The organism is Companilactobacillus alimentarius DSM 20249 (assembly GCF_002849895.1).
In the GTDB taxonomy this organism is placed as follows: domain Bacteria; phylum Bacillota; class Bacilli; order Lactobacillales; family Lactobacillaceae; genus Companilactobacillus; species Companilactobacillus alimentarius.
The window spans coordinates 37,909-55,383 of record NZ_CP018868.1 but is presented as its reverse complement, the minus strand read 5'-3'; the positions used below and the strand labels follow the sequence as shown (position 1 = coordinate 55,383).

At 41.0% G+C, this 17,475-nt stretch carries 23 protein-coding genes; 21 read left to right on the top strand and 2 right to left on the bottom strand.

The features are described from left to right. Window positions 1-47: 47 nt before the first annotated feature. The 4 genes from LA20249_RS11560 (at window position 48) to LA20249_RS11545 (ending at window position 2,544) form a co-directional block, all read left to right on the top strand. A complete protein-coding gene (locus tag LA20249_RS11560) occupies window positions 48-1,127 on the top strand; it encodes a replication initiator protein A (RefSeq protein WP_010014830.1) in 1,080 nt (359 codons plus the stop codon). Between the two features lie 226 nt (window positions 1,128-1,353). Next, window positions 1,354-1,635, top strand: a complete 282-nt coding sequence (locus LA20249_RS11555; RefSeq protein ID WP_010014831.1) for a type II toxin-antitoxin system RelB/DinJ family antitoxin — start codon at window positions 1,354-1,356, stop codon at window positions 1,633-1,635. A gap of 46 nt (window positions 1,636-1,681) precedes the next feature. Next, entirely contained in the window at window positions 1,682-1,867 is a 186-nt protein-coding gene (locus LA20249_RS11550) for a hypothetical protein (protein WP_010620892.1), read from the top strand. Further along, entirely contained in the window at window positions 1,864-2,544 is a 681-nt protein-coding gene (locus tag LA20249_RS11545) for a zeta toxin family protein (protein ID WP_010012556.1), read from the top strand. The genes LA20249_RS11550 and LA20249_RS11545 overlap by 4 nt, the downstream gene beginning before the upstream one ends. On the opposite strand, the gene LA20249_RS11540 is transcribed toward LA20249_RS11545, so the two are convergent. Together LA20249_RS11540 and LA20249_RS11535 are read right to left on the bottom strand one after the other, a co-directional pair. After that, entirely contained in the window at window positions 2,534-2,812 is a 279-nt protein-coding gene (locus LA20249_RS11540) for a hypothetical protein (protein ID WP_041095822.1), read from the bottom strand. The genes LA20249_RS11545 and LA20249_RS11540 overlap by 11 nt on opposite strands. A 22-nt stretch (window positions 2,813-2,834) precedes the next feature. Then, entirely contained in the window at window positions 2,835-3,062 is a 228-nt protein-coding gene (locus LA20249_RS11535) for a hypothetical protein (protein WP_083477898.1), read from the bottom strand. 251 nt (window positions 3,063-3,313) lie between these two features. Between LA20249_RS11535 and mobQ the strand changes: the two genes are divergently transcribed. From mobQ to LA20249_RS11450, 17 genes are all read left to right on the top strand, one after another. Continuing rightward, the gene (mobQ, locus tag LA20249_RS11530) at window positions 3,314-5,374 is read left to right on the top strand and encodes a MobQ family relaxase (protein WP_057738170.1); all 2,061 of its coding nucleotides are present in this window, start codon (window positions 3,314-3,316) and stop codon (window positions 5,372-5,374) included. Window positions 5,375-5,457: 83 nt separating this feature from the next. Further along, window positions 5,458-5,766, top strand: a complete 309-nt coding sequence (locus LA20249_RS11525) for a hypothetical protein (RefSeq protein ID WP_082272744.1) — start codon at window positions 5,458-5,460, stop codon at window positions 5,764-5,766. 38 nt (window positions 5,767-5,804) lie between these two features. Continuing rightward, window positions 5,805-6,419, top strand: coding sequence for a hypothetical protein (locus LA20249_RS11520; protein WP_020967646.1), 615 nt, complete (start codon window positions 5,805-5,807; stop codon window positions 6,417-6,419). Window position 6,420: 1 nt separating this feature from the next. Next, window positions 6,421-6,756: a CagC family type IV secretion system protein gene (locus LA20249_RS11515; protein WP_057738172.1), complete on the top strand. Its 336-nt coding sequence runs from the start codon at window positions 6,421-6,423 to the stop codon at window positions 6,754-6,756. Window positions 6,757-6,776: 20 nt separating this feature from the next. Next, complete coding sequence (locus LA20249_RS11510; protein WP_057738174.1) at window positions 6,777-7,139, top strand: hypothetical protein; 363 nt, start codon at window positions 6,777-6,779, stop codon at window positions 7,137-7,139. Continuing rightward, window positions 7,108-7,767 carry a TrsD/TraD family conjugative transfer protein gene (trsD, locus tag LA20249_RS11505; RefSeq protein WP_016381866.1) on the top strand — a complete coding sequence of 220 codons (660 nt, stop codon included), beginning with the start codon at window positions 7,108-7,110 and terminating at the stop codon, window positions 7,765-7,767. Before LA20249_RS11510 ends, trsD begins: the two co-directional genes overlap by 32 nt. An 11-nt stretch (window positions 7,768-7,778) precedes the next feature. Beyond that, on the top strand, window positions 7,779-9,794 hold the full coding sequence (locus LA20249_RS11500; protein WP_057738176.1) for a VirB4 family type IV secretion system protein: 2,016 nt from the start codon (window positions 7,779-7,781) through the stop codon (window positions 9,792-9,794). Then, window positions 9,787-11,205: a type VII secretion protein EssB/YukC gene (locus tag LA20249_RS11495; RefSeq protein ID WP_057738178.1), complete on the top strand. Its 1,419-nt coding sequence runs from the start codon at window positions 9,787-9,789 to the stop codon at window positions 11,203-11,205. The genes LA20249_RS11500 and LA20249_RS11495 overlap by 8 nt, the downstream gene beginning before the upstream one ends. Beyond that, the gene (locus tag LA20249_RS11490) at window positions 11,206-12,360 is read left to right on the top strand and encodes a phage tail tip lysozyme (protein WP_057738179.1); all 1,155 of its coding nucleotides are present in this window, start codon (window positions 11,206-11,208) and stop codon (window positions 12,358-12,360) included. Between the two features lie 13 nt (window positions 12,361-12,373). After that, window positions 12,374-12,991, top strand: a complete 618-nt coding sequence (locus LA20249_RS11485; protein ID WP_057738180.1) for a hypothetical protein — start codon at window positions 12,374-12,376, stop codon at window positions 12,989-12,991. Next, entirely contained in the window at window positions 12,978-13,346 is a 369-nt protein-coding gene (locus tag LA20249_RS11480) for a thioredoxin family protein (RefSeq protein WP_057738181.1), read from the top strand. The genes LA20249_RS11485 and LA20249_RS11480 overlap by 14 nt, the downstream gene beginning before the upstream one ends. After that, on the top strand, window positions 13,347-13,832 hold the full coding sequence (locus tag LA20249_RS11475) for a hypothetical protein (protein WP_057738182.1): 486 nt from the start codon (window positions 13,347-13,349) through the stop codon (window positions 13,830-13,832). Further along, the gene (locus LA20249_RS11470; protein ID WP_057738183.1) at window positions 13,829-14,218 is read left to right on the top strand and encodes a hypothetical protein; all 390 of its coding nucleotides are present in this window, start codon (window positions 13,829-13,831) and stop codon (window positions 14,216-14,218) included. Before LA20249_RS11475 ends, LA20249_RS11470 begins: the two co-directional genes overlap by 4 nt. Window positions 14,219-14,233: 15 nt before the next feature. Beyond that, complete coding sequence (locus tag LA20249_RS11465; RefSeq protein ID WP_057738184.1) at window positions 14,234-15,787, top strand: VirD4-like conjugal transfer protein, CD1115 family; 1,554 nt, start codon at window positions 14,234-14,236, stop codon at window positions 15,785-15,787. A gap of 11 nt (window positions 15,788-15,798) precedes the next feature. After that, complete coding sequence (locus LA20249_RS11460; RefSeq protein ID WP_057738186.1) at window positions 15,799-16,188, top strand: hypothetical protein; 390 nt, start codon at window positions 15,799-15,801, stop codon at window positions 16,186-16,188. 18 nt (window positions 16,189-16,206) lie between these two features. Beyond that, entirely contained in the window at window positions 16,207-17,046 is an 840-nt protein-coding gene (locus LA20249_RS11455) for a conjugal transfer protein TrbL family protein (protein WP_057738187.1), read from the top strand. 14 nt (window positions 17,047-17,060) lie between these two features. Beyond that, entirely contained in the window at window positions 17,061-17,471 is a 411-nt protein-coding gene (locus tag LA20249_RS11450; protein ID WP_003660151.1) for a hypothetical protein, read from the top strand. Window positions 17,472-17,475 lie beyond the last annotated feature (4 nt).

Genomic DNA, 17,475 nt, shown 5'->3' with positions numbered 1-17,475 from the left:
ACTCTCTTTAAGACGACGTGTGTCAGTTAAGAAAGGGAGCTTTTATTATGGATCAATCAAACTTCAACTTTACAAATGCTAAAAGGGCCTATGAAGTAAAGTTTTACGCTTTGCCGCAGATCTTACTCCAAGGGGAAAAATATAAGGATCTTAGCGATAGTGCCATTTTACTTTATTCGGTGTTACGCGATCGTCTAAGTTACTCACTAAGCAATAATTGGGTTGACGAAAATAACAACGTATATTTCATATACACAAACAATGAACTAAAAGATTTACGAAACTGGTCAAATAATAAAATCAATAAGATTAAACACGAATTAATGGACGCGAACCTTTTGTATCAAAAACATATGGGGTTTAATCCAAGATCAGGCAAAAACGAACCAAATAGATTATATTTGGCAGATTTGGAAGTAACAGCAAAAGACGTTTATATTAAGCGAGAGCCATTAAAATCGCCTGAACCCCTTGGTACAAGCGGACTTCTCAAAAAGAGAAACCCGCATGATACCGTTGAACCCCTTGGTACAAGCGGACTTCTCAAAAAGAGAAACCCGCATGATACCGTTTCTGATACGTCTGAATCCCTTGGTACAAGCGGACTTCTCAAAAAGAGACAAGATCTAGACTATACTAATAATTTAGATACTAATAGATACAATATAGATACTCAAAAGTTGGACTTTTCCACAGCCCATTTTTCACCAGCAGAACTAGAAACCCAAAACCGAGATTTGGTGACCCATGCTAATGACTTCTTAACTGATGAAGACAGTGGCTTACCGGTTTTCTTAGAACCCGAAGCTGTGCAACTACTTAGTTTTTGGTGCCGTACCCCGCAACAAATGCGCCGGTTTATTGGTATCATCTTGAATGCTAAATATCGAGTTGAAAAGGATCATCAGGACATTGGCGTCATAATTCCACTTGATGATGAGGAACTGAAGCCTTTGATGACTAAAGCCTTGAGACGCTACTTTAACGCCCTTAGAAGCAATGAGAAGCACATCAAGAACGTGGAAAACTACTTGTACGGCACCATGCAAAACCTATTTGGCGTTTGGTGGAATAAACAAGCGGCTAGAGAATATGCGGCCAAACACCCTAACGATGAGCGTGCTTAAAACTAAAAAGCTATATAAGGCCATTTAAGCTGTTTTAAACAGATAGAGCATAATTATATTAAACGAGTTTTAAAATGCGCTTACGGGCACTTTAGGAACGTTGTATAAGTGCCATTGCGGAAAGGACAGCAAACTTAAATTCACAACTTTTAAAGAAGCAGACTAATTGAGATGGTACTCAAAGATTAGTATAATGTGAGTAGTAATAAAGGGGGGCGAGAAAATCATGGCAGTTAAGGAAAAGAAACGCGTACAAGTCCAGATTGACAAAGAATTGGCAGATAATACCGAAGCCGTTTTAAGCCAGTTAGGTCTAAACCCAACTACCGCGATCAATATGTTTTATAAGCGGATCGTAGCTGACGCAGCATTACCGTTTAAACCAGCCCTGAGCGAAGCCGAAAGAGCTAATTTAAGCCTTTTAAAGGCTACCAAAGAGACACCAGTAACAGAGTTCAAAGACGCTAAAGAAGTCGCTGATTGGCTCAATGATCCAGATGAGGACTAATGGCTTATCAGATTAAATAAATTAATAACTGGGAAGTGTGATGAACATGAAAGATACAATCACAATTAATGACTTTTTTGAAATTGCCAAAGAAACTGATTTAAAAGATTTACTTGATAAGTCATTACATGAGCCAGATCCAGAAAAGCGCAAAGTATATGACGCTTTATATACCTACTTTTTAGATAAAAGGCAAGATGAGGTTATTAAGCGAAAGGACTTTGTCCGTTGATAGATAAACCCCAATATATAATTGTTGCTGGTATTAACGGAGCAGGAAAAAGTACGCTATACGATACATTTCCCATCTTGTTTGACAAAACAAAACGGATTAACGCTGATGAACTTTTAAGACAAATGGGTGGCGATTGGCATAAAGATAGTGACAACTTAAAAGCCATGAAAGAAGAAATCAAACAACTACACTATGCTTTAGATCACCAGCAAAGTATTCACGTAGAAACAACACTGGCAGGTAGAGGCAAAGCTCAACTCAATTTGATTGACAAAGCTCACAAAAATGGCTTTGAAGTGACTTTATTATATGTTGCTTTGCGAGATGAAAATTTAGCTATCCAAAGGGTCAACGAACGGGTACAAAAAGGTGGCCACGGTGTTCCAGTAGCAACGATCAAGAAACGTTATCAGCAATCCAAACATAATTTGCCATTAGTGGCCTTTAAATCTGATAAGGTCATGATCTATGATAATAGCGAAAAGTTTACCTCTGTTTATGCAAGAGAGAAGGGACAAGTTTTTAAGAACGATTTGAGGCATTTTCCTTGGATAAACCAAAATATTACTTATCCAGAAAAGGTGCAAAAGCAGTTACAAAATTTTGCAGATCAAAACCCAGAAGTAAAGCCTAAAAATGATCCAGAAAATAAAAACGATCGGCCTAGTTATTAGGTTGATCGTTTTTTAATTTATCCGGTTTATGGGCGTTAACATAGTCAGCAAATATTTTTAAAAGTTCTTCGGTTTGTTCGACCGAGAGGTTATCAGCTTGAAAGTATTTTTCGAGCAAAGCCCCTTTTTGAATTAATCGGCGAGAACGGGCTTTGCGGGCTTGCCGATTTTCATAGTATTTAGATTGTCGTAATTTAAAATCTTCTCGCTCAATTTTTTGTTTTAAACGCGCTTGCTGCTCGACTAGTTTTTCATATTGATTAGACATGGAATTTCCCCATCTCGTATGGCTAATGATCTACGGACTTTACCTTTAAAAATTCAGAAAATTGCTTGGCTAAAAGCTTAATCTGATCGTTAGACAAATTAGCATAATCTAAATTGGCTTGACTGATGATTTGTTTACCTAGCCGTTGTTCAATCTTATTTTTTTCGTCCTTAATTTTTTGATTAAGGGCTTTTAATTTAGATTCTTGTTTTTCTAAGTTACTTTGAGACATAACGATCCCTCCAATCATATTAGAAATAATCACCGACACTATATCATAAGGGAAACGTTAAGTCAAAGTATAAAAGTTGAAATAGCGAAGCGGAAGGCATACACTAAGTTAAAGATAAGAGAATCAGAAGACCGAGTGAAACGAGGTCAATGCGCACTTACACGTCATCTTTGATGACGTTGTGCTAAACCCATTAAAACCTGTATTAGAAGTCGCCGATGGCGACAACAAAGTCAAACCCATAAACTCAAAGAAAGGTGGTGACCGACATGGCAATTTTTCATATGAGTTTTAGTAATATTAGTGCTGGTAAAGGACGAAGTGCGATTGCCAGTGCCGCTTATCGAAGTGGTGAAAAGCTATTTGATGATAAGGAAGGTCGCCACTATTTTTATGCCCGATCGATCATGCCAGAAAGCTTTATTTTGACGCCAAAAAATTCACCTGAATGGGCGAGTGATCGAGAGCAGTTGTGGAATGAAGTTGAAAAGAAAGATCGTAAATCAAACTCACGGTATGCAAAAGAGTTTAACGTGGCTTTACCGGTAGAATTAAGTGAATCCGAACAGAAAGAATTACTGACAAAATATGTGCAAGAAAATTTTGTTGATGAGGGCATGGTAGCCGACGTGGCAATTCATCGCGACCACCCAGGTAATCCGCACGCTCATGTGATGTTAACCAATCGCCCATTTAACCCCGATGGTACTTGGGGACAGAAAACAAAAACCGAATACATTTTAGATAGTCATGGTAATAAAACTAAGACCCCTGCAGGGAATGTGAGAAACCGAAAAATTTGGTTGGTTGATTGGGATAAAAAAGAAAAAATCAATCAATGGCGGCACAATTGGGCGGTTAGTGTAAATCAAGTTTTAGAGCAAAAAAATATTCCCGATCGGATCAGCGAAAAATCATTTATCGAGGAGGGAATAGATGATACACCAACTCAACATGAGGGAATCAATAGTAAGCGGCATGAAAGAAAAGAATTTAACCAACAAGTTAAGAACTATCGTAAGTCCAAAGCTGGCTATAAAAATAACCAAGAAAAAGTAATTAATAGAGGTCATTTAGATAGCCTAAGTAAACACTTCTCGTTTAACGAGAAAAAAGTGGTCAAAGAGTTAAGCCACGAACTGAAAACTTATATTAGTTTGGAAAGTTTAGATGATAAGCGGCGCATGCTATTTAATTGGAAAAACAGTACCTTAATTAAGCACGCTGTTGGTGAAGATGTCACTAAGCAATTATTGACGATTAACCAACAAGAAAGCTCACTCAAAAAAGCAGATGAACTCTTAAATAAAGTGGTTGATCGCACGACTAAAAAACTTTATCCAGAGCTTGATTTTGAACAGACAACCGCGGCTGAACGACGGGAATTAATTAAGGAAACCGATAGCGAACAAACAGTTTTCAAGGGTAGTGAATTAAACGAACGTTTAATGAACATTCGTGATGATTTGTTGACCCAACAATTATTGACCTTTACTAAGCGGCCATACGTTGGTTTTAAGTTATTAATGCAACAAGAAAAGGAAGTCAAAATCGAGCTTAAATATACGCTGATGATTCATGATGATAGCTTAGAAAGTCTAGAACACGTTGATCAAGGTCTACTAGAAAAGTATTCACCAACCGAGCAGCAAAAGATTACTCGCGCAGTCAAAGAATTGCGAACAATCATGGCCGTTAAGCAAGTCATTAAAACGCAATACCATGAAGTATTGAAAAGGGCCTTTCCCAAAGGCGATTTAGATGAATTACCAATGACTAAACAGGAACAAGCCTATACAGCCGTGATGTACTATGATCCTGCTTTAAAGCCATGTCAGGCTGAAACAATTGAACAGTGGCAAGCAAATCCACCACAGGTGTTCAGTCCCCAAGAACATCAACAAGGACTAGCTTATTTATCGGGACAGCTTAGCTTAGATCAGTTAGAAAATCATCACTTACAACGGGTTTTAAAGCATGATGGCACTAAACAACTCTTTTTTGGCGAATGCAAAGCCGATCCGACGATTAAGAACAGTCAGATCGAGAAAATCCAAAAGCAGTTAAAAGGGCAACAAGCCAAGGACGACCAGTACAGAAAAGCAAATATGGGGCATTATCAACCGCTAAATTATAAGCCAGTTAGTCCAGCCTATTACTTAAAGACGGCCTTTAGTGATGCGATCATGACTGTTCTATATGCTCGTGATGAAGATTACCAACGGCAAAAGCAAGAACGTGGACTGAAAGAAACCGAGTGGGAAATGACGAAAAAGCAACGGCAACACCAAACTCGAAACCGGCATGAAGATGGGGGCATGCACTTGTAATCTAAATGTAAAATTAAATGAACACAATGAGTACATTTAGCGATATAATAGAGCCATAGGTTAAAGAAAGGAGGGTAAAAGATGTGTCAAAAGAAGAATGGTATAACCTTGGTCAAGCTAGCCAAAAGTTAGGCCGCAGTCGTTCTTATGTAAGTTTATGGCTACGCCGTCATAAGGGCGAAGTACCCAAAAATATGATTATGGAGGGTGGCAAAAGCAAACTAATATCAGCACAAGGAATTGAATGGATCAGAGATCACATAAAAAAAGAGGGCGTCCTCGTCAGCAATAGTAGTGCTAACGGGGATCAGCACCTAGAATCGCAACTTCTAGGTGTCACCCTCCTAACAATCCATTTTACCGGGCGGGTTAGGGGAAAGCTAGTTGTTTAATATTTCTAACCCAACAAACAATATAAGGAGGTGATCCAATGAAAGTAGAAAGCTGGCAGGGCATTAATGGCAAGCTAATTCATAATGGCCAGAAAGCTATCGTGGTTAAAGACGAACAAGAATTGGCGGATCAAGACAAGTTACAAGACCGATTGAAACAGGAAGGTAAACCAATTGACGAGGTACGGAAAGCATTAATCAAAAATACCGTTAAGCGTCAGATTAAGACCGACCCATTAAAAATCAGTAGTTGGTTTAATCGTCATCAAGACAGCAAGAACGCCAAAAAAACTGAAAAGCTAGTTAGTGATAAGCCAACTCATCAATATAAGCAAATTAAAAATGAAATGACCTTTTTTGGTGAAAGTTTTTTAGAAGGCTTTCTTGGTTTTTATGGGTTGGAAGTTGATAACGCATTAGGACGTTACGAACATAATCTACATGTTTTGGAAACGCAAGAACTTGGTCAGTCTGAAAAAGAATACTACTTAGCCACAAGTGAAAATGGTCGCGTCAAATTAGCCACTGATCCGTTACCAAGCCAGCAAATTGCCGAGGAACAATTGAACAAGTTCTATCAGCGTGAACCAGAAGAAACGCAAGCAGAACAAATTCAATTACGAACATCAGAAGACGATAGGAAGGAGGAATAACATGAAGTTCAGCAAAGTAAAAGCGTTAGCAACTACTGGAGCTACTGCGATTTATTTGGGCTTGATGAACGCCCAGGTTGTTTTTGCCGCGGACGGTGGCGAAGTTAAAAGCAAATTAACCCAAGCTGGTAAGACAATTCAGGGTATTTTAACTGGTTTGGTCGTTTTAGTTGGGATTTGTGTCGCGCTATTTATTATTATCAAAAGAATGCCTGACGCAGACGATCCGCGAGAGAAATCCGAAGTTTATCACGCGGTTGGCCGAGTAGCTGGCTTAGTGGCCTTAGCAGCGGCCATTATCTGGATCTTACCTTGGGTTTACAGCCTATTCACTTAATTTAAAAAGGAGCCTGCCAAATGAAGAAAGGAAAAGAATTTATCTTCCCAGAAAACGTGGATAAAGATTACGGGATCTGGAAAGACTACACCTTGAAGGATTTTGGCTATGCGGCGCTGGCAGGACTAGTGGGCTTGATTTTTATTGCAATCCCACCCTATGGCCTGATTTTAGTCCTGATAAAAATTGTGATTGTTGTCTTAGCCATGACCGTTGTCATGGCTATTTTAACAATTAGGCCAGTTGCGGCGCGGAAGAATATTAAAGTGCGGGATAACTTTAAGTTGAAACGCCGCTATGCCAATGGTCAGAAACTGTTTTATTTGAAACCGAAGAAGCGAGGTGAACTAAATGCGTTTGAAGAAGAGCAAAACCGCCAATAAATCAGTGAAGCTCGATTGGGATTACCAACCGCCTAAAATCAATGGTGGCAAAGAGACCATTGATGACATGAGCTTGGTGGTGGGTATGTATGGTAACTACGAAGTTACCAAAACGGGTAATCTCGTTGGCATTTTGGAAGTTAGTGGGATCAACCTTGATCTGCTTAATGAAACCGAACAACAGGACGTTTTTGAGGACTATGGCGCGTTTCTGATGAGTACCTTGGGTGAAGGTGTTGATGACACGCTACAGTTCTTAGAACCGACGATTCCCGTCAATATGACGGCTTATCTCAATGGTCTCAAGCGTCGGTATCTTGCGTTACAAAAAGATCACCCGGAGCAACAGTTCAAAATCCAACTCATAGCCAGTTATTTGGACCACTTTACTAAAGTCCAGGAATCCAAAAACATGACAACTAAGCAACATCTGCTAATCGTTAAGGTGCCAATTAAGGACAAAAGTGTTAAGAGCTTAAACCTAGCGGTCACTCATTTAGACGAAAAGATCGAACAGGTTAAACGAGACATTGAAAATGCGTTAACGGATTTTGATGTGACGGCCAAAGTTTTGACTAGTCAAGAAGTTCAAGAGATTTTAAAGAACTTAATCAATTTCAATGGATAGGAGGCAACAGTATGAGTTTTGGCGATAAGGTCATTGATTTGTTCATGCCAACCAAGAAAGAAAGTCAGCAAAATAGTGAACCAGCGGTTAATAAACAAAAACCGGAGGTTGAAGACTTTACCAAGCTGATTGATCGCGATAGCTTGCATTCACTATTTCCGTTTAGCTGGGAACAGTACCCCACCTACGTTCAGTCGGGTGAGAATTTTATTCGGGTGTTAGCGATTGCTGACTATCCCAAACGGGTGTATGGCAACTGGCTATCAGAGTTAAAGCGCAAAAAAGGCGTTATCGACATTGTGCAATATATCGACAGCGCCAGTAACAATTCAATGATTACCTATTACAAGAAGACGATTCAAAATAAGGAAGCGCAGAAGTTAAATACGTTCGACCCGTATAAAAAGAAGATTCTGCAAAATTATATTGATTCAGCCAACATGCAACTAGATAAATACCTTGATAATTCTACCACATTTGTGTACCAACATATGCTCATTTATCTGCGGGCCAACAGTTTAGCAGACTTAGATGACTTAACCGAAAACGTTAAGAATACGTTGATTAAGCTACAAATGAAGCCCCTAGTGCCCGTTAAAGCAACCTTTCAAGCTTTCTGGTCAACCATGCCAATTAACGAGAACCTCATGGGGGATTACACCTATAAAGAAAGTAATACCGAAGTCGCCAGCAGCATGTTTCCTTTTGATGACGCTGAGATTTTGGACTTGAAGCCTAGAAGCGATATTGAAGGGGTTAACAAAGATACCAACAGCTTAATTGCCGTAGATATGTTGGATCGCAACAAGACCCTAAATCAAAATCAAGTGATTATCGGGACCTCGGGGGTCGGCAAGACCACCTATATGATTCAGAAAATCCTACGCTACGCCATTCAAGACTATCAAATCTACATTATTGATCCAGAAAACGAATATACCAAGATTGTTGAAGCCCTGGGTGGGGCAGTCTTGCACTTAACTTCTAATGCGAAGTACAAAATTAACCCGCTACAAATTTTCTCCGAAGAAATCCTAAGCGCCGATGAGGCGGTCACGAACCTTGATTTACTAGTTAAAGATAAAATCCAGCGATTAAAGGGATTCTTTGAAGTCCTTAAAACCGGGATTACCCAAGTTGAGCTGGCAATCCTTGATGATGTGGTTAAACAAGCTTACGTCAACAGTGGCGTTTTGAAATATAGCCGCTTAAAAGAGATTAAAGACGATCAGTGGCCGACCTTATCCAATGTTTATGACGAGTTGGAAAAACTGGCAGATAAGGACGCCGACAAATTCAATCGGGTTAAAGACTTCTACTACATCTTAGGTAGTTATACCCATGGTTCTAACAGCCTATTTGACGGCCACACCAACGTTAACTTAAAAGGGAAAATCATTTCCTTTGATTTAAAGCCCCTACAAAGTGAACAGGAAGTCCAATCAGCGGCTTATCTGAATACCTTCCAGTATTTGTGGGACGAAATCACCAAAGATCGGCATAGCCGCAAGAAATTGTTTGTTGATGAATTTCACTTTTTGACCTTGCACAAAGCGGCCGCCACCTTTTTCCACCAAGCATACAAGCGGTTTAGAAAGTACAATGCCGGAGCGATCGCCGGAACACAGCAAATTCAAGATGTGATCGAAGGCACGACAGATACCGGGCAGAACATTGGGGAAGCAATTATTGGGAACTCCTATACCAAAGTATTCTTTGGTCTTGACGGTAAAGGCGTTGATGATGTGATTACCAAATTGCGTATGACGTTCTCGGATAAAGAAAAGAAGCTACTAGAACGTCGTAGACAAGGCGAAGCCCTGATGATCTATGGTAGCCAACGCGCCTTTATGCGCGTCGAATTGACCGAAGAAGAATTACGACTAATCGACCCAGAAGCTTACCAAGAAAAATACAATCGTGAGACAGCCGAACAACCGGATTATCAAAAGCGCGTGATCTTAACTCCCAGTGAAATTGACGCTTTAACTACCACCGAGGAGGAAGGAGGGACTTTAAATGAGTAAACCAAACCAGTTATTGAATATCGAGGTTGGCACCTTCAAGCGACAGGGAAACCAGTTAATTCTCGAACTCAATCACAATCAGTTTCGATATGACCAGTTGAGTGAGCTAAACGAATTAAAACAAACTGATTCCAAGTTCTTGCAGTTAGTCAACGTGGTTGAGCAAGGCCAGAAGGTCGTTTTAACTTATACCTTGCCGGATAAGGTCAGATCATTAAAGAATTTACCACATGAAAATAAGGCAATCCGGTCAGCGATTGCCAAGGAAATTATGGCGCAAAAGGTGGTTAACGATAGCCAGTATCATATTGCCTTAAACCCAGCTAATCTGTGGTATTACCCCATGCAACATGTTTGGTACGCTTACCGGGCCAATGAACTTATGCCTTATGATGACAAACATAGCAATTTAGCTAAATACAAAGCGCTGATTCTATTTTGTTTGACGGGGACACCCTATGAACGGCTACTAAGCAATCCTAAAGAAGCCCTAGCTAAACACCCGGACGACTATTTACAACAAGTAGCTAACGCTACGTCGTTAAATGAGTTAACGGAAGTGGTTAACGGCATTGAGGACTTTGTGAGCTATCACGAATGGCAGGCAGTTGAAACGGCCCAGCAGAAAACCAAACAACGTTTATGGTTGAGCGTGGCCGGAGTGGCGATTGTGGCCGTTTTGGCCGTCGGCTTAGTCCATAAAAGTGACGAAAGAAAGTATCAAAGCTTAGCTAACCAGAACCAAGCCCAAGTCACGCGATTAAAATATAGCGGTCAAATTCAGACCGCTTTAAATGATCATAAGTGGTCAGAAGCACAAAAAGATATGCAACGAGCCGGCTATCCTGCAACTAAGCAAGTCAATGTCTTTTTAAAGCATGGTCAGTACCAGCAAGCTTTAAAGGTTGACCCAAGCCAGTTGAATAAGGTTGTCAACACGGCTTATGCCAACAAGGATAGCGGGCAGGTTGCCAAGTGGGAATTGCCAACTAAGGCGACAAGCAAGCAAAAAGACCAGTTGAAACTTGAAAAAGCCATCGTTAACTACGATACCAATACGCTCAATAACCAATTATCCTTTACGACGAACGCTGATGTTTTATTGAGAATGGGACAAGCCTTCCTAGCCCATAACGATACGCAAGACGCCCAGACCGTCCAAACCAAATTAGCTGGGGTGAACAGCCCTAAAGCCAAGTATCTCAAAGCGCTATTAAGCCTCAATGCCGCTAAGAACGAAGTTAGTGACGCCCAAAAGAAGTTAGATGACGCCAACAAGATTGATGGCAGTAAAGATAAGGACAAAGACAAGAAGGTGGATTCGGCTAAGTCGGACTTAAAGAATGCGCAGAGTGACCAATCAGCAGCGCAAAAACAAGTCGATCAGGCCAAGCACAAAGTGGGTGATTAAATGCAAGTACTGTCTTTCGAATATAAGAAAAAGAAGTGGAAGTTGATTGCTTATATTGTGGGCGGCGCCATTCTGCTAATCATCTTGTTAATTGCGGCAGTAACAGGTCAATTGCAAGAAAACAGTTGTGATAACTCAACCACTACAGAAACACAGTTAGATAGTAAGAGCATGACAGAAAATGCCAAAAACATTTATGCCCACTGGAAACAAAAGTATGGTGCCACCCCACAAGCGGCCGCCGGTATCTTGGGGGTCTTACAACTAGAAAGTCGCCTTGATCCCAAGTCCGTTAATTCCAGTTCCGGGGCCACGGGCTTAGCCCAGTGGTTAGGTGGCCGAAAAGATAAGTTGGAGGACTTAGCCCACAAAGAAAACAAATCAGCAACCAATCTCGGGGTGCAGTTGGATTATCTCGACCAAGAATTGAACAGTAGTTACTATGCGTCAAACAAGCAGATTTTTAAATATACGGACGTGCATAAAGCGACCAAATCTTGGTTAATGGATTACGAGGGTATGAGTAAGAACCCGGAACAATGGTATTTAAGCCAAAGATACGGTTATGCCGATCATTGGTATTCCGTGTTCGGGGCAAGTGATCCCGTGGCCGGTAATACGTTAGACAACGCGAGTTCCGGCGATCTGACCGAGTTAGGTTGTGATAGTGACCCGAGCTATTCCGGTGGCAGCATTGTTAAAAACGCGGAAAGTATGAAGGGCGACTTCTATTATGTTCAAACCCACCCTAGCCCCGATTTAGGTAGCGATTTAAAGAATCCTAAAAAAACCGGTGGGACAGATTGTTCAGGCTTTGTCTGGTTAGCCTTGAATAAGGCTGGTTACAAGGTACCGGCCAACATGGGCTGGTTTACCGGATCAATGGCAAGTGACGCGAAGGGGGGTCATCAGTATTTGAAACAAATCAGTGAAAATGATGCAAAGGCCGGCGATATTGTCATCGTCAATCAAGGTGCGGGAGCCGGAAACAACGGTCACACTGCCATTCTGCTAGGCAAATGGCAAGGCAAAGCCACCAAAATCATTGAACAAGGTGGCGTAGGCGACAAGGTTAACGAAAGCACCTTTGGCACCGCCTTTTATAGCTTACTAAGTGGTAGCGATGTAACGTTAGCCCGGCCAATCAAGAAGTAAGGAGGACGAGTAAATGAAACGTAGCATGGTTTTAAGTATTGCGATTGGTAGTTTGATCTTAATCATGTCATTAGGGGCGAATGCCTATCAACATAGCCAAGTTAAACAGGCACAACAGCAGATCAGTCGCTTACAACAGCAGAAGCGACAAGTTAACCAGCAATTGACTAAAGCCAACCAACAAAAGCAGTTATTGAGCACCCAAATTGACAGTTATAAGACCTACCAAAATAATAAAGACAAAAGTCAGGCTGAACTTAGCTTTAATACGGTAGTCACCAAGTTCTTTAAGGTCATGAATAACTTTAAGCCCAAGACCTACGGCCAGCGTAAAGATGGCGTGAAAGACTTGATTTCCGACAAGCTATATCAGCAATACTTTTCAAACAAAGGCACGTATGGTGATAGCAATAGTGTTTCAGCTAAGTTAAATCAACTGAACCTGTATACGCAAAGTAAGCAGGGGCAAAATATGAAAGGCTTGGCCGTTGTCAGTTACGAAAGTAAGAGTGGCGACAACGACTGGCAAAAGGCGACGGTACTTTATCAGGTGACCTTCGATACCACCACGGATCGAATCACCGCAGTCCAAAATTTAGGTAGTAGCTTTAAAGCCAGTGACCTTAATTAAGCGGGTTGGTAAGGCCCTAGCGGTAATCGTGGTGGTTTTAGCCGTTAGTGGTTTTGCTAGTCATCAATACGTGAATCACGTGGAAAAACAGCGGCCAATCGTGACGCTGGCTAAGCACCCTGAAAAAGTGTTGTTCTTCTATCGCGATGATTGCCCGGATTGTCAGTCTATTTTCCATCAAATTTATTGGCACAACGCAATCAGTCACAACATTGTCTTGATTAACATGAACCAACCGCAGAATCGGCATTACATTCAAAAATACCAATTAACGTCAGTCCCAACCTTGATCCATGGTAAGCAACGGTACACCGGCACCAACCAACAAAGAATTAAACAGATAGTAGGTGATTAGATGAAAGACAAATTATTAAACAGCGTTAAAGCCAGTTGGCCGTACCTACTAACGCTAATCATTGGCTTGTATTTAGTGGAGATTTTAGCTGGCTCTGTCATGGCCTTGTCCCGCTATAAGTTGGCGTTTGCAGATCATATGCCAACCGTATTAAAACAATTAGCCTTACACCCTTGGCACTATTACAACTTGTATTTGGGCCAAAAGAACCCAGTACTAATTATTGTCAGTGTCGCCGTGGTCCTATACACCATCTATTTTGCTTTGAAACGCAATAGCAAGCACAAAGCGTGGGAAACCGCAGACACTGAAACCCACGGGAGCGCGACTTGGGGTAATCTAAAAGAATTGAGTGACCATTACTTTAGTATCAGTCCTAAGGACTTAACTACTTCCTTCAATACGATGACTGACCTAGAGGCCGTCAAAATGCTCATCGATAAAAGTCAATCCGAAACGAAACCGGAAAAGGAGAATTTAAAATGACACAAGAAAACTACGTAACTAAAAATTCTTATACTCGTGCAGAAGCCGATCTACTAATTGCAATATCAGAATGGGTGTCAGCGATTGGGCAACTTCCTGAATCAAAAGCACTCGCATTAGATGACTTAGCCGCGATTCAGGCTAAACAGGTGCTTCAACAGCCATTACCTGGTCAGTTGTCTTTCCCCACTCACACGCCGTCCGTGTACTTGTCTGGATTAATATATTTGGTAGATGTTTACCTTGATTTGAGCAAACACTTACCACCAGCCCACGCGATTAATAATGACCTAAATAACGTAGAGACCAAGTATGTACAGGTTGAATTAGCAAACGCGCTTAAAGCCAAACTTGATGAAGATTACCAGTTAGCTGATAAGGCGTAGCTAGGGGGTTATACAATGAACGGGACAATTTTAGGGATCGTGGATAAACGGATTGTTTACCAGAATAACAGCACCAAACCAAACCGGAATATCTTTGTGGTTGGGGGCCCAGGATCGTATAAGACCCAGTCAGTCGTCATTACCAACTTGTTTAATGAAACGGAGAACAGCATTGTCGTAACCGACCCGAAAGGTGAATTATACGAAAAGACGGCCGGTGTCAAACTAGCCCAGGGTTATCAAGTACATGTCGTCAACTTTGCGAACATGGCGCACAGTGACCGCTACAATCCCTTTGATTATATTCAGCGCGATATTCAAGCCGAAACCGTGGCAACAAAGATCGTTCAGAGTGAAAATGCCGAGGGCAAAAAAGATGTGTGGTTTAGTACCCAACGGCAACTTTTGAAGGCACTAATCCTGTTTGTCATGAACCACCGGCCACCAGAGCAACGAAATTTGGCGGGCGTAACGCAAGTCTTACAAGAAAATGATGTCGAAGCCGAGGAAAAAGGTGCAGATAGTCCATTAGACACCTTATTTCTTGATTTAACCATGACTGATCCAGCGAGACGCGCTTATGAGTTAGGTTTCAAAAAGGCCAAAGGGGAAATGAAAGCCAGCATTATTGAAAGCCTGTTGGCGACCATTTCTAAGTTCGTCGACAAAGAAGTGGCCGATTTTACCAGCTTTTCAGATTTTGATTTAAAAGAGATTGGCAACGCCAAAGTTGTTCTATATGTAATTATCCCCGTCATGGATAACACTTATGAAAGCTTCATCAATCTGTTTTTCTCACAATTGTTTGATGAATTATACAAATTAGCCGCCGATCATCACGCTAAATTGCCCCACCAAGTCGACTTTATCCTTGATGAATTTGTCAACTTAGGAAAATTCCCAAAATATGAAGAATTTTTAGCTACCTGTCGGGGGTACGGTATTGGCGTGACGACCATTTGTCAGACCTTAACCCAGCTCCAAGCTTTGTATGGCAAGGATAAAGCCGAAAGTATCTTAGGTAATCATGCCGTTAAAATTTGCTTGAATGCCGCTAATGATGTGACTGCGAAATACTTTAGTGATTTGTTAGGTAAATCGACCGTAAAAGTGGAAACCGGTAGTGAAAGTACCAGTCATAGCAAGGAAGAAAGCCACAGCAAGAGCGATAGTTATAGCTATACGAGCCGTTCACTCATGACACCCGATGAAATTATGCGTATGCCCGAAGATCAGAGCTTATTAATCTTTAGCAATGCGCGACCAGTCAAAGCTACAAAAGCGTTCCAATTTAAACTATTTCCAGGGGCTGATCATTTGGTTAACTTGTCACAGAATGAGTATCAAGGCCAACCAGAAGCCAGCCAGGAAACCAACTTTCATCAAAGAGTAGCGAAATGGAAAGCAAAATTAAAGGAGACTGCTCAAAAAAAAGCTGCAAACAAGATGTCTCAAACAGAGGAGGAGCAACAGCAGGACAACCTAGACAGCGACTTAGAGAGGGTTTCAAAGAAAGATAGTCAAACAGAGAAGCCAGAAGAGGACGACGATAACAACTTATTTGGCTAATGGAGGTATTAATGAAAAAATATCGGAAATATATAATCGCTGTGATGACAGTGTTACTGATTGCTGTCGGTCTAACCGCCTGCGGAAAGTCTACAGCACAAGATTTGCAAAGCCATCAGTGGACGTTTGCTTCTAGCAAAGATAATGGTATGGCCGCTACTGCAAAGTTTTCAAAAAGCAACTTAACACTTACCCAAGCGGGCTTTAGCGAAGTTTATACTTACAAGTTGATTGAAAACAAGGGCAATGAACAAATTAAGTTCATTGGTAAAAATAGTGTTTCAGGTGGCACAGAAACACGTTTGTTTAAGATTAAAAAGCAGTCAGACAAATATAAACTAACACCAATTAACACACTGGCTAAAAGTGATACTGGTACGGTCTCACTCATTCCCAAATAGACAAAGGAGGATTTTAAAATGACAGAAATTATTCAATCAGCTATTTCACACTTTTTCGAATGGCTACTGTCTGGTTTGTTAGATGGTTTATTCAACATCTGTAAGGCAATCATTGACCAAGCCAATCAAAGCTTGCCGATTGTTAAAACGTGGTATGCCATCTTCCTGTCCTTTGCGACATCGTTAGTCGTTGTGGTCGTCCTTGGCCGCATTGTGATGACAATTCTAAAAGAGGCAGATGAAAGTACCGATGTTACTTGGGCTAATATCATCATGGACGGGATTAAATCAGCGGCCGTGATTCCGGTTTTCGTGTTTTTACAGGGCTTTATTCAAGGTTCAATTACCTTGCCCCTGCTAAAGTATATGTTTAGTTCTGATCAGAAATTCACTGCTAAATCAATTAGCGGCATGAATAAAGTTCCTGGGCTAAAAGATGTTGGCGTTTCGCTACCCTTACAGATTTTGTTTCTGCTAATCTTCACTGTCGTAACCGTCGTGTTCTTTATCAAGATGTGTGTGTTTGTGGCTGATATGGCTTGGTATAACCTGACAATTCCTTTAGCTGCAATGAGCATGGCGACTGAAAGCTTTGATTATAGTAATACGTGGTGGAAGAAGTACATTTATTACAATGCCTCCATTATTAGCCAGGTGCTTTGTATGTCATTATCAGTATGGTGTTTCACTAATATGGCTAAATACGGGTTTATTGCTTTTATTGCTTCAATCGGATTCGGTTTTCTGGTGGTCAAAACACCTGACGCCGTTAAAGACTTTTGGGCTTCAACCGGTGTGACTAAAAGTACTGGTATGGGTGCCATGAGAATGTTTCAAAATTATTTCCGTAACCACTAGGAGGAAAAATAGTTATGAAAAAAATCGCACACTGGTTATTGGAAAAAGCCAAAAAAGATATGCGAACCGATCCTTTTACAACACCTTCACGGCGGACTAAGTTGTCTTACTATTTTGATAACTTAGTTAGCATGGTCTTCTATATAATGGGAATTTACCTCATGTTAATGGATTTATACCAAGAGCTTTTCACGGCGAACCATACCGATTTTTTAGGAACTGCGCTAATGGCCTTAGTTTTACTGCTGGGTGGCTTATTATTCCGTTGGTCAGCCTATGCAGATCTCAAAGCCATCAACCGGTATCAACATTATTTGAAGCAACAATCGATAGAGCAACAACAAGAATTGCGCCGTGAAACTTGGTTGAAAGCGGCTAAACAAGGCAAAACAGAATTAGATCAAAAACTTAATCACAAGGAGTGAACGA

Coding starts and splice junctions, on each gene's coding strand:
- LA20249_RS11475 (WP_057738182.1), top strand. CDS start 13,347: ATGAAAGACAAATTATTAAACAGCGTTAAAGCCAGTTGGCCGTACCTA.
- LA20249_RS11450 (WP_003660151.1), top strand. CDS start 17,061: ATGAAAAAAATCGCACACTGGTTATTGGAAAAAGCCAAAAAAGATATG.
- LA20249_RS11515 (WP_057738172.1), top strand. CDS start 6,421: ATGAAGTTCAGCAAAGTAAAAGCGTTAGCAACTACTGGAGCTACTGCG.
- LA20249_RS11455 (WP_057738187.1), top strand. CDS start 16,207: ATGACAGAAATTATTCAATCAGCTATTTCACACTTTTTCGAATGGCTA.
- LA20249_RS11465 (WP_057738184.1), top strand. CDS start 14,234: ATGAACGGGACAATTTTAGGGATCGTGGATAAACGGATTGTTTACCAG.
- LA20249_RS11535 (WP_083477898.1), bottom strand. CDS start 3,062: ATGATTGGAGGGATCGTTATGTCTCAAAGTAACTTAGAAAAACAAGAA.
- LA20249_RS11485 (WP_057738180.1), top strand. CDS start 12,374: ATGAAACGTAGCATGGTTTTAAGTATTGCGATTGGTAGTTTGATCTTA.
- LA20249_RS11550 (WP_010620892.1), top strand. CDS start 1,682: ATGAAAGATACAATCACAATTAATGACTTTTTTGAAATTGCCAAAGAA.
- LA20249_RS11560 (WP_010014830.1), top strand. CDS start 48: ATGGATCAATCAAACTTCAACTTTACAAATGCTAAAAGGGCCTATGAA.
- LA20249_RS11555 (WP_010014831.1), top strand. CDS start 1,354: ATGGCAGTTAAGGAAAAGAAACGCGTACAAGTCCAGATTGACAAAGAA.
- LA20249_RS11540 (WP_041095822.1), bottom strand. CDS start 2,812: ATGTCTAATCAATATGAAAAACTAGTCGAGCAGCAAGCGCGTTTAAAA.
- LA20249_RS11490 (WP_057738179.1), top strand. CDS start 11,206: ATGCAAGTACTGTCTTTCGAATATAAGAAAAAGAAGTGGAAGTTGATT.
- LA20249_RS11470 (WP_057738183.1), top strand. CDS start 13,829: ATGACACAAGAAAACTACGTAACTAAAAATTCTTATACTCGTGCAGAA.
- LA20249_RS11460 (WP_057738186.1), top strand. CDS start 15,799: ATGAAAAAATATCGGAAATATATAATCGCTGTGATGACAGTGTTACTG.
- LA20249_RS11510 (WP_057738174.1), top strand. CDS start 6,777: ATGAAGAAAGGAAAAGAATTTATCTTCCCAGAAAACGTGGATAAAGAT.
- trsD (WP_016381866.1), top strand. CDS start 7,108: ATGCGTTTGAAGAAGAGCAAAACCGCCAATAAATCAGTGAAGCTCGAT.
- mobQ (WP_057738170.1), top strand. CDS start 3,314: ATGGCAATTTTTCATATGAGTTTTAGTAATATTAGTGCTGGTAAAGGA.
- LA20249_RS11500 (WP_057738176.1), top strand. CDS start 7,779: ATGAGTTTTGGCGATAAGGTCATTGATTTGTTCATGCCAACCAAGAAA.
- LA20249_RS11520 (WP_020967646.1), top strand. CDS start 5,805: ATGAAAGTAGAAAGCTGGCAGGGCATTAATGGCAAGCTAATTCATAAT.
- LA20249_RS11495 (WP_057738178.1), top strand. CDS start 9,787: ATGAGTAAACCAAACCAGTTATTGAATATCGAGGTTGGCACCTTCAAG.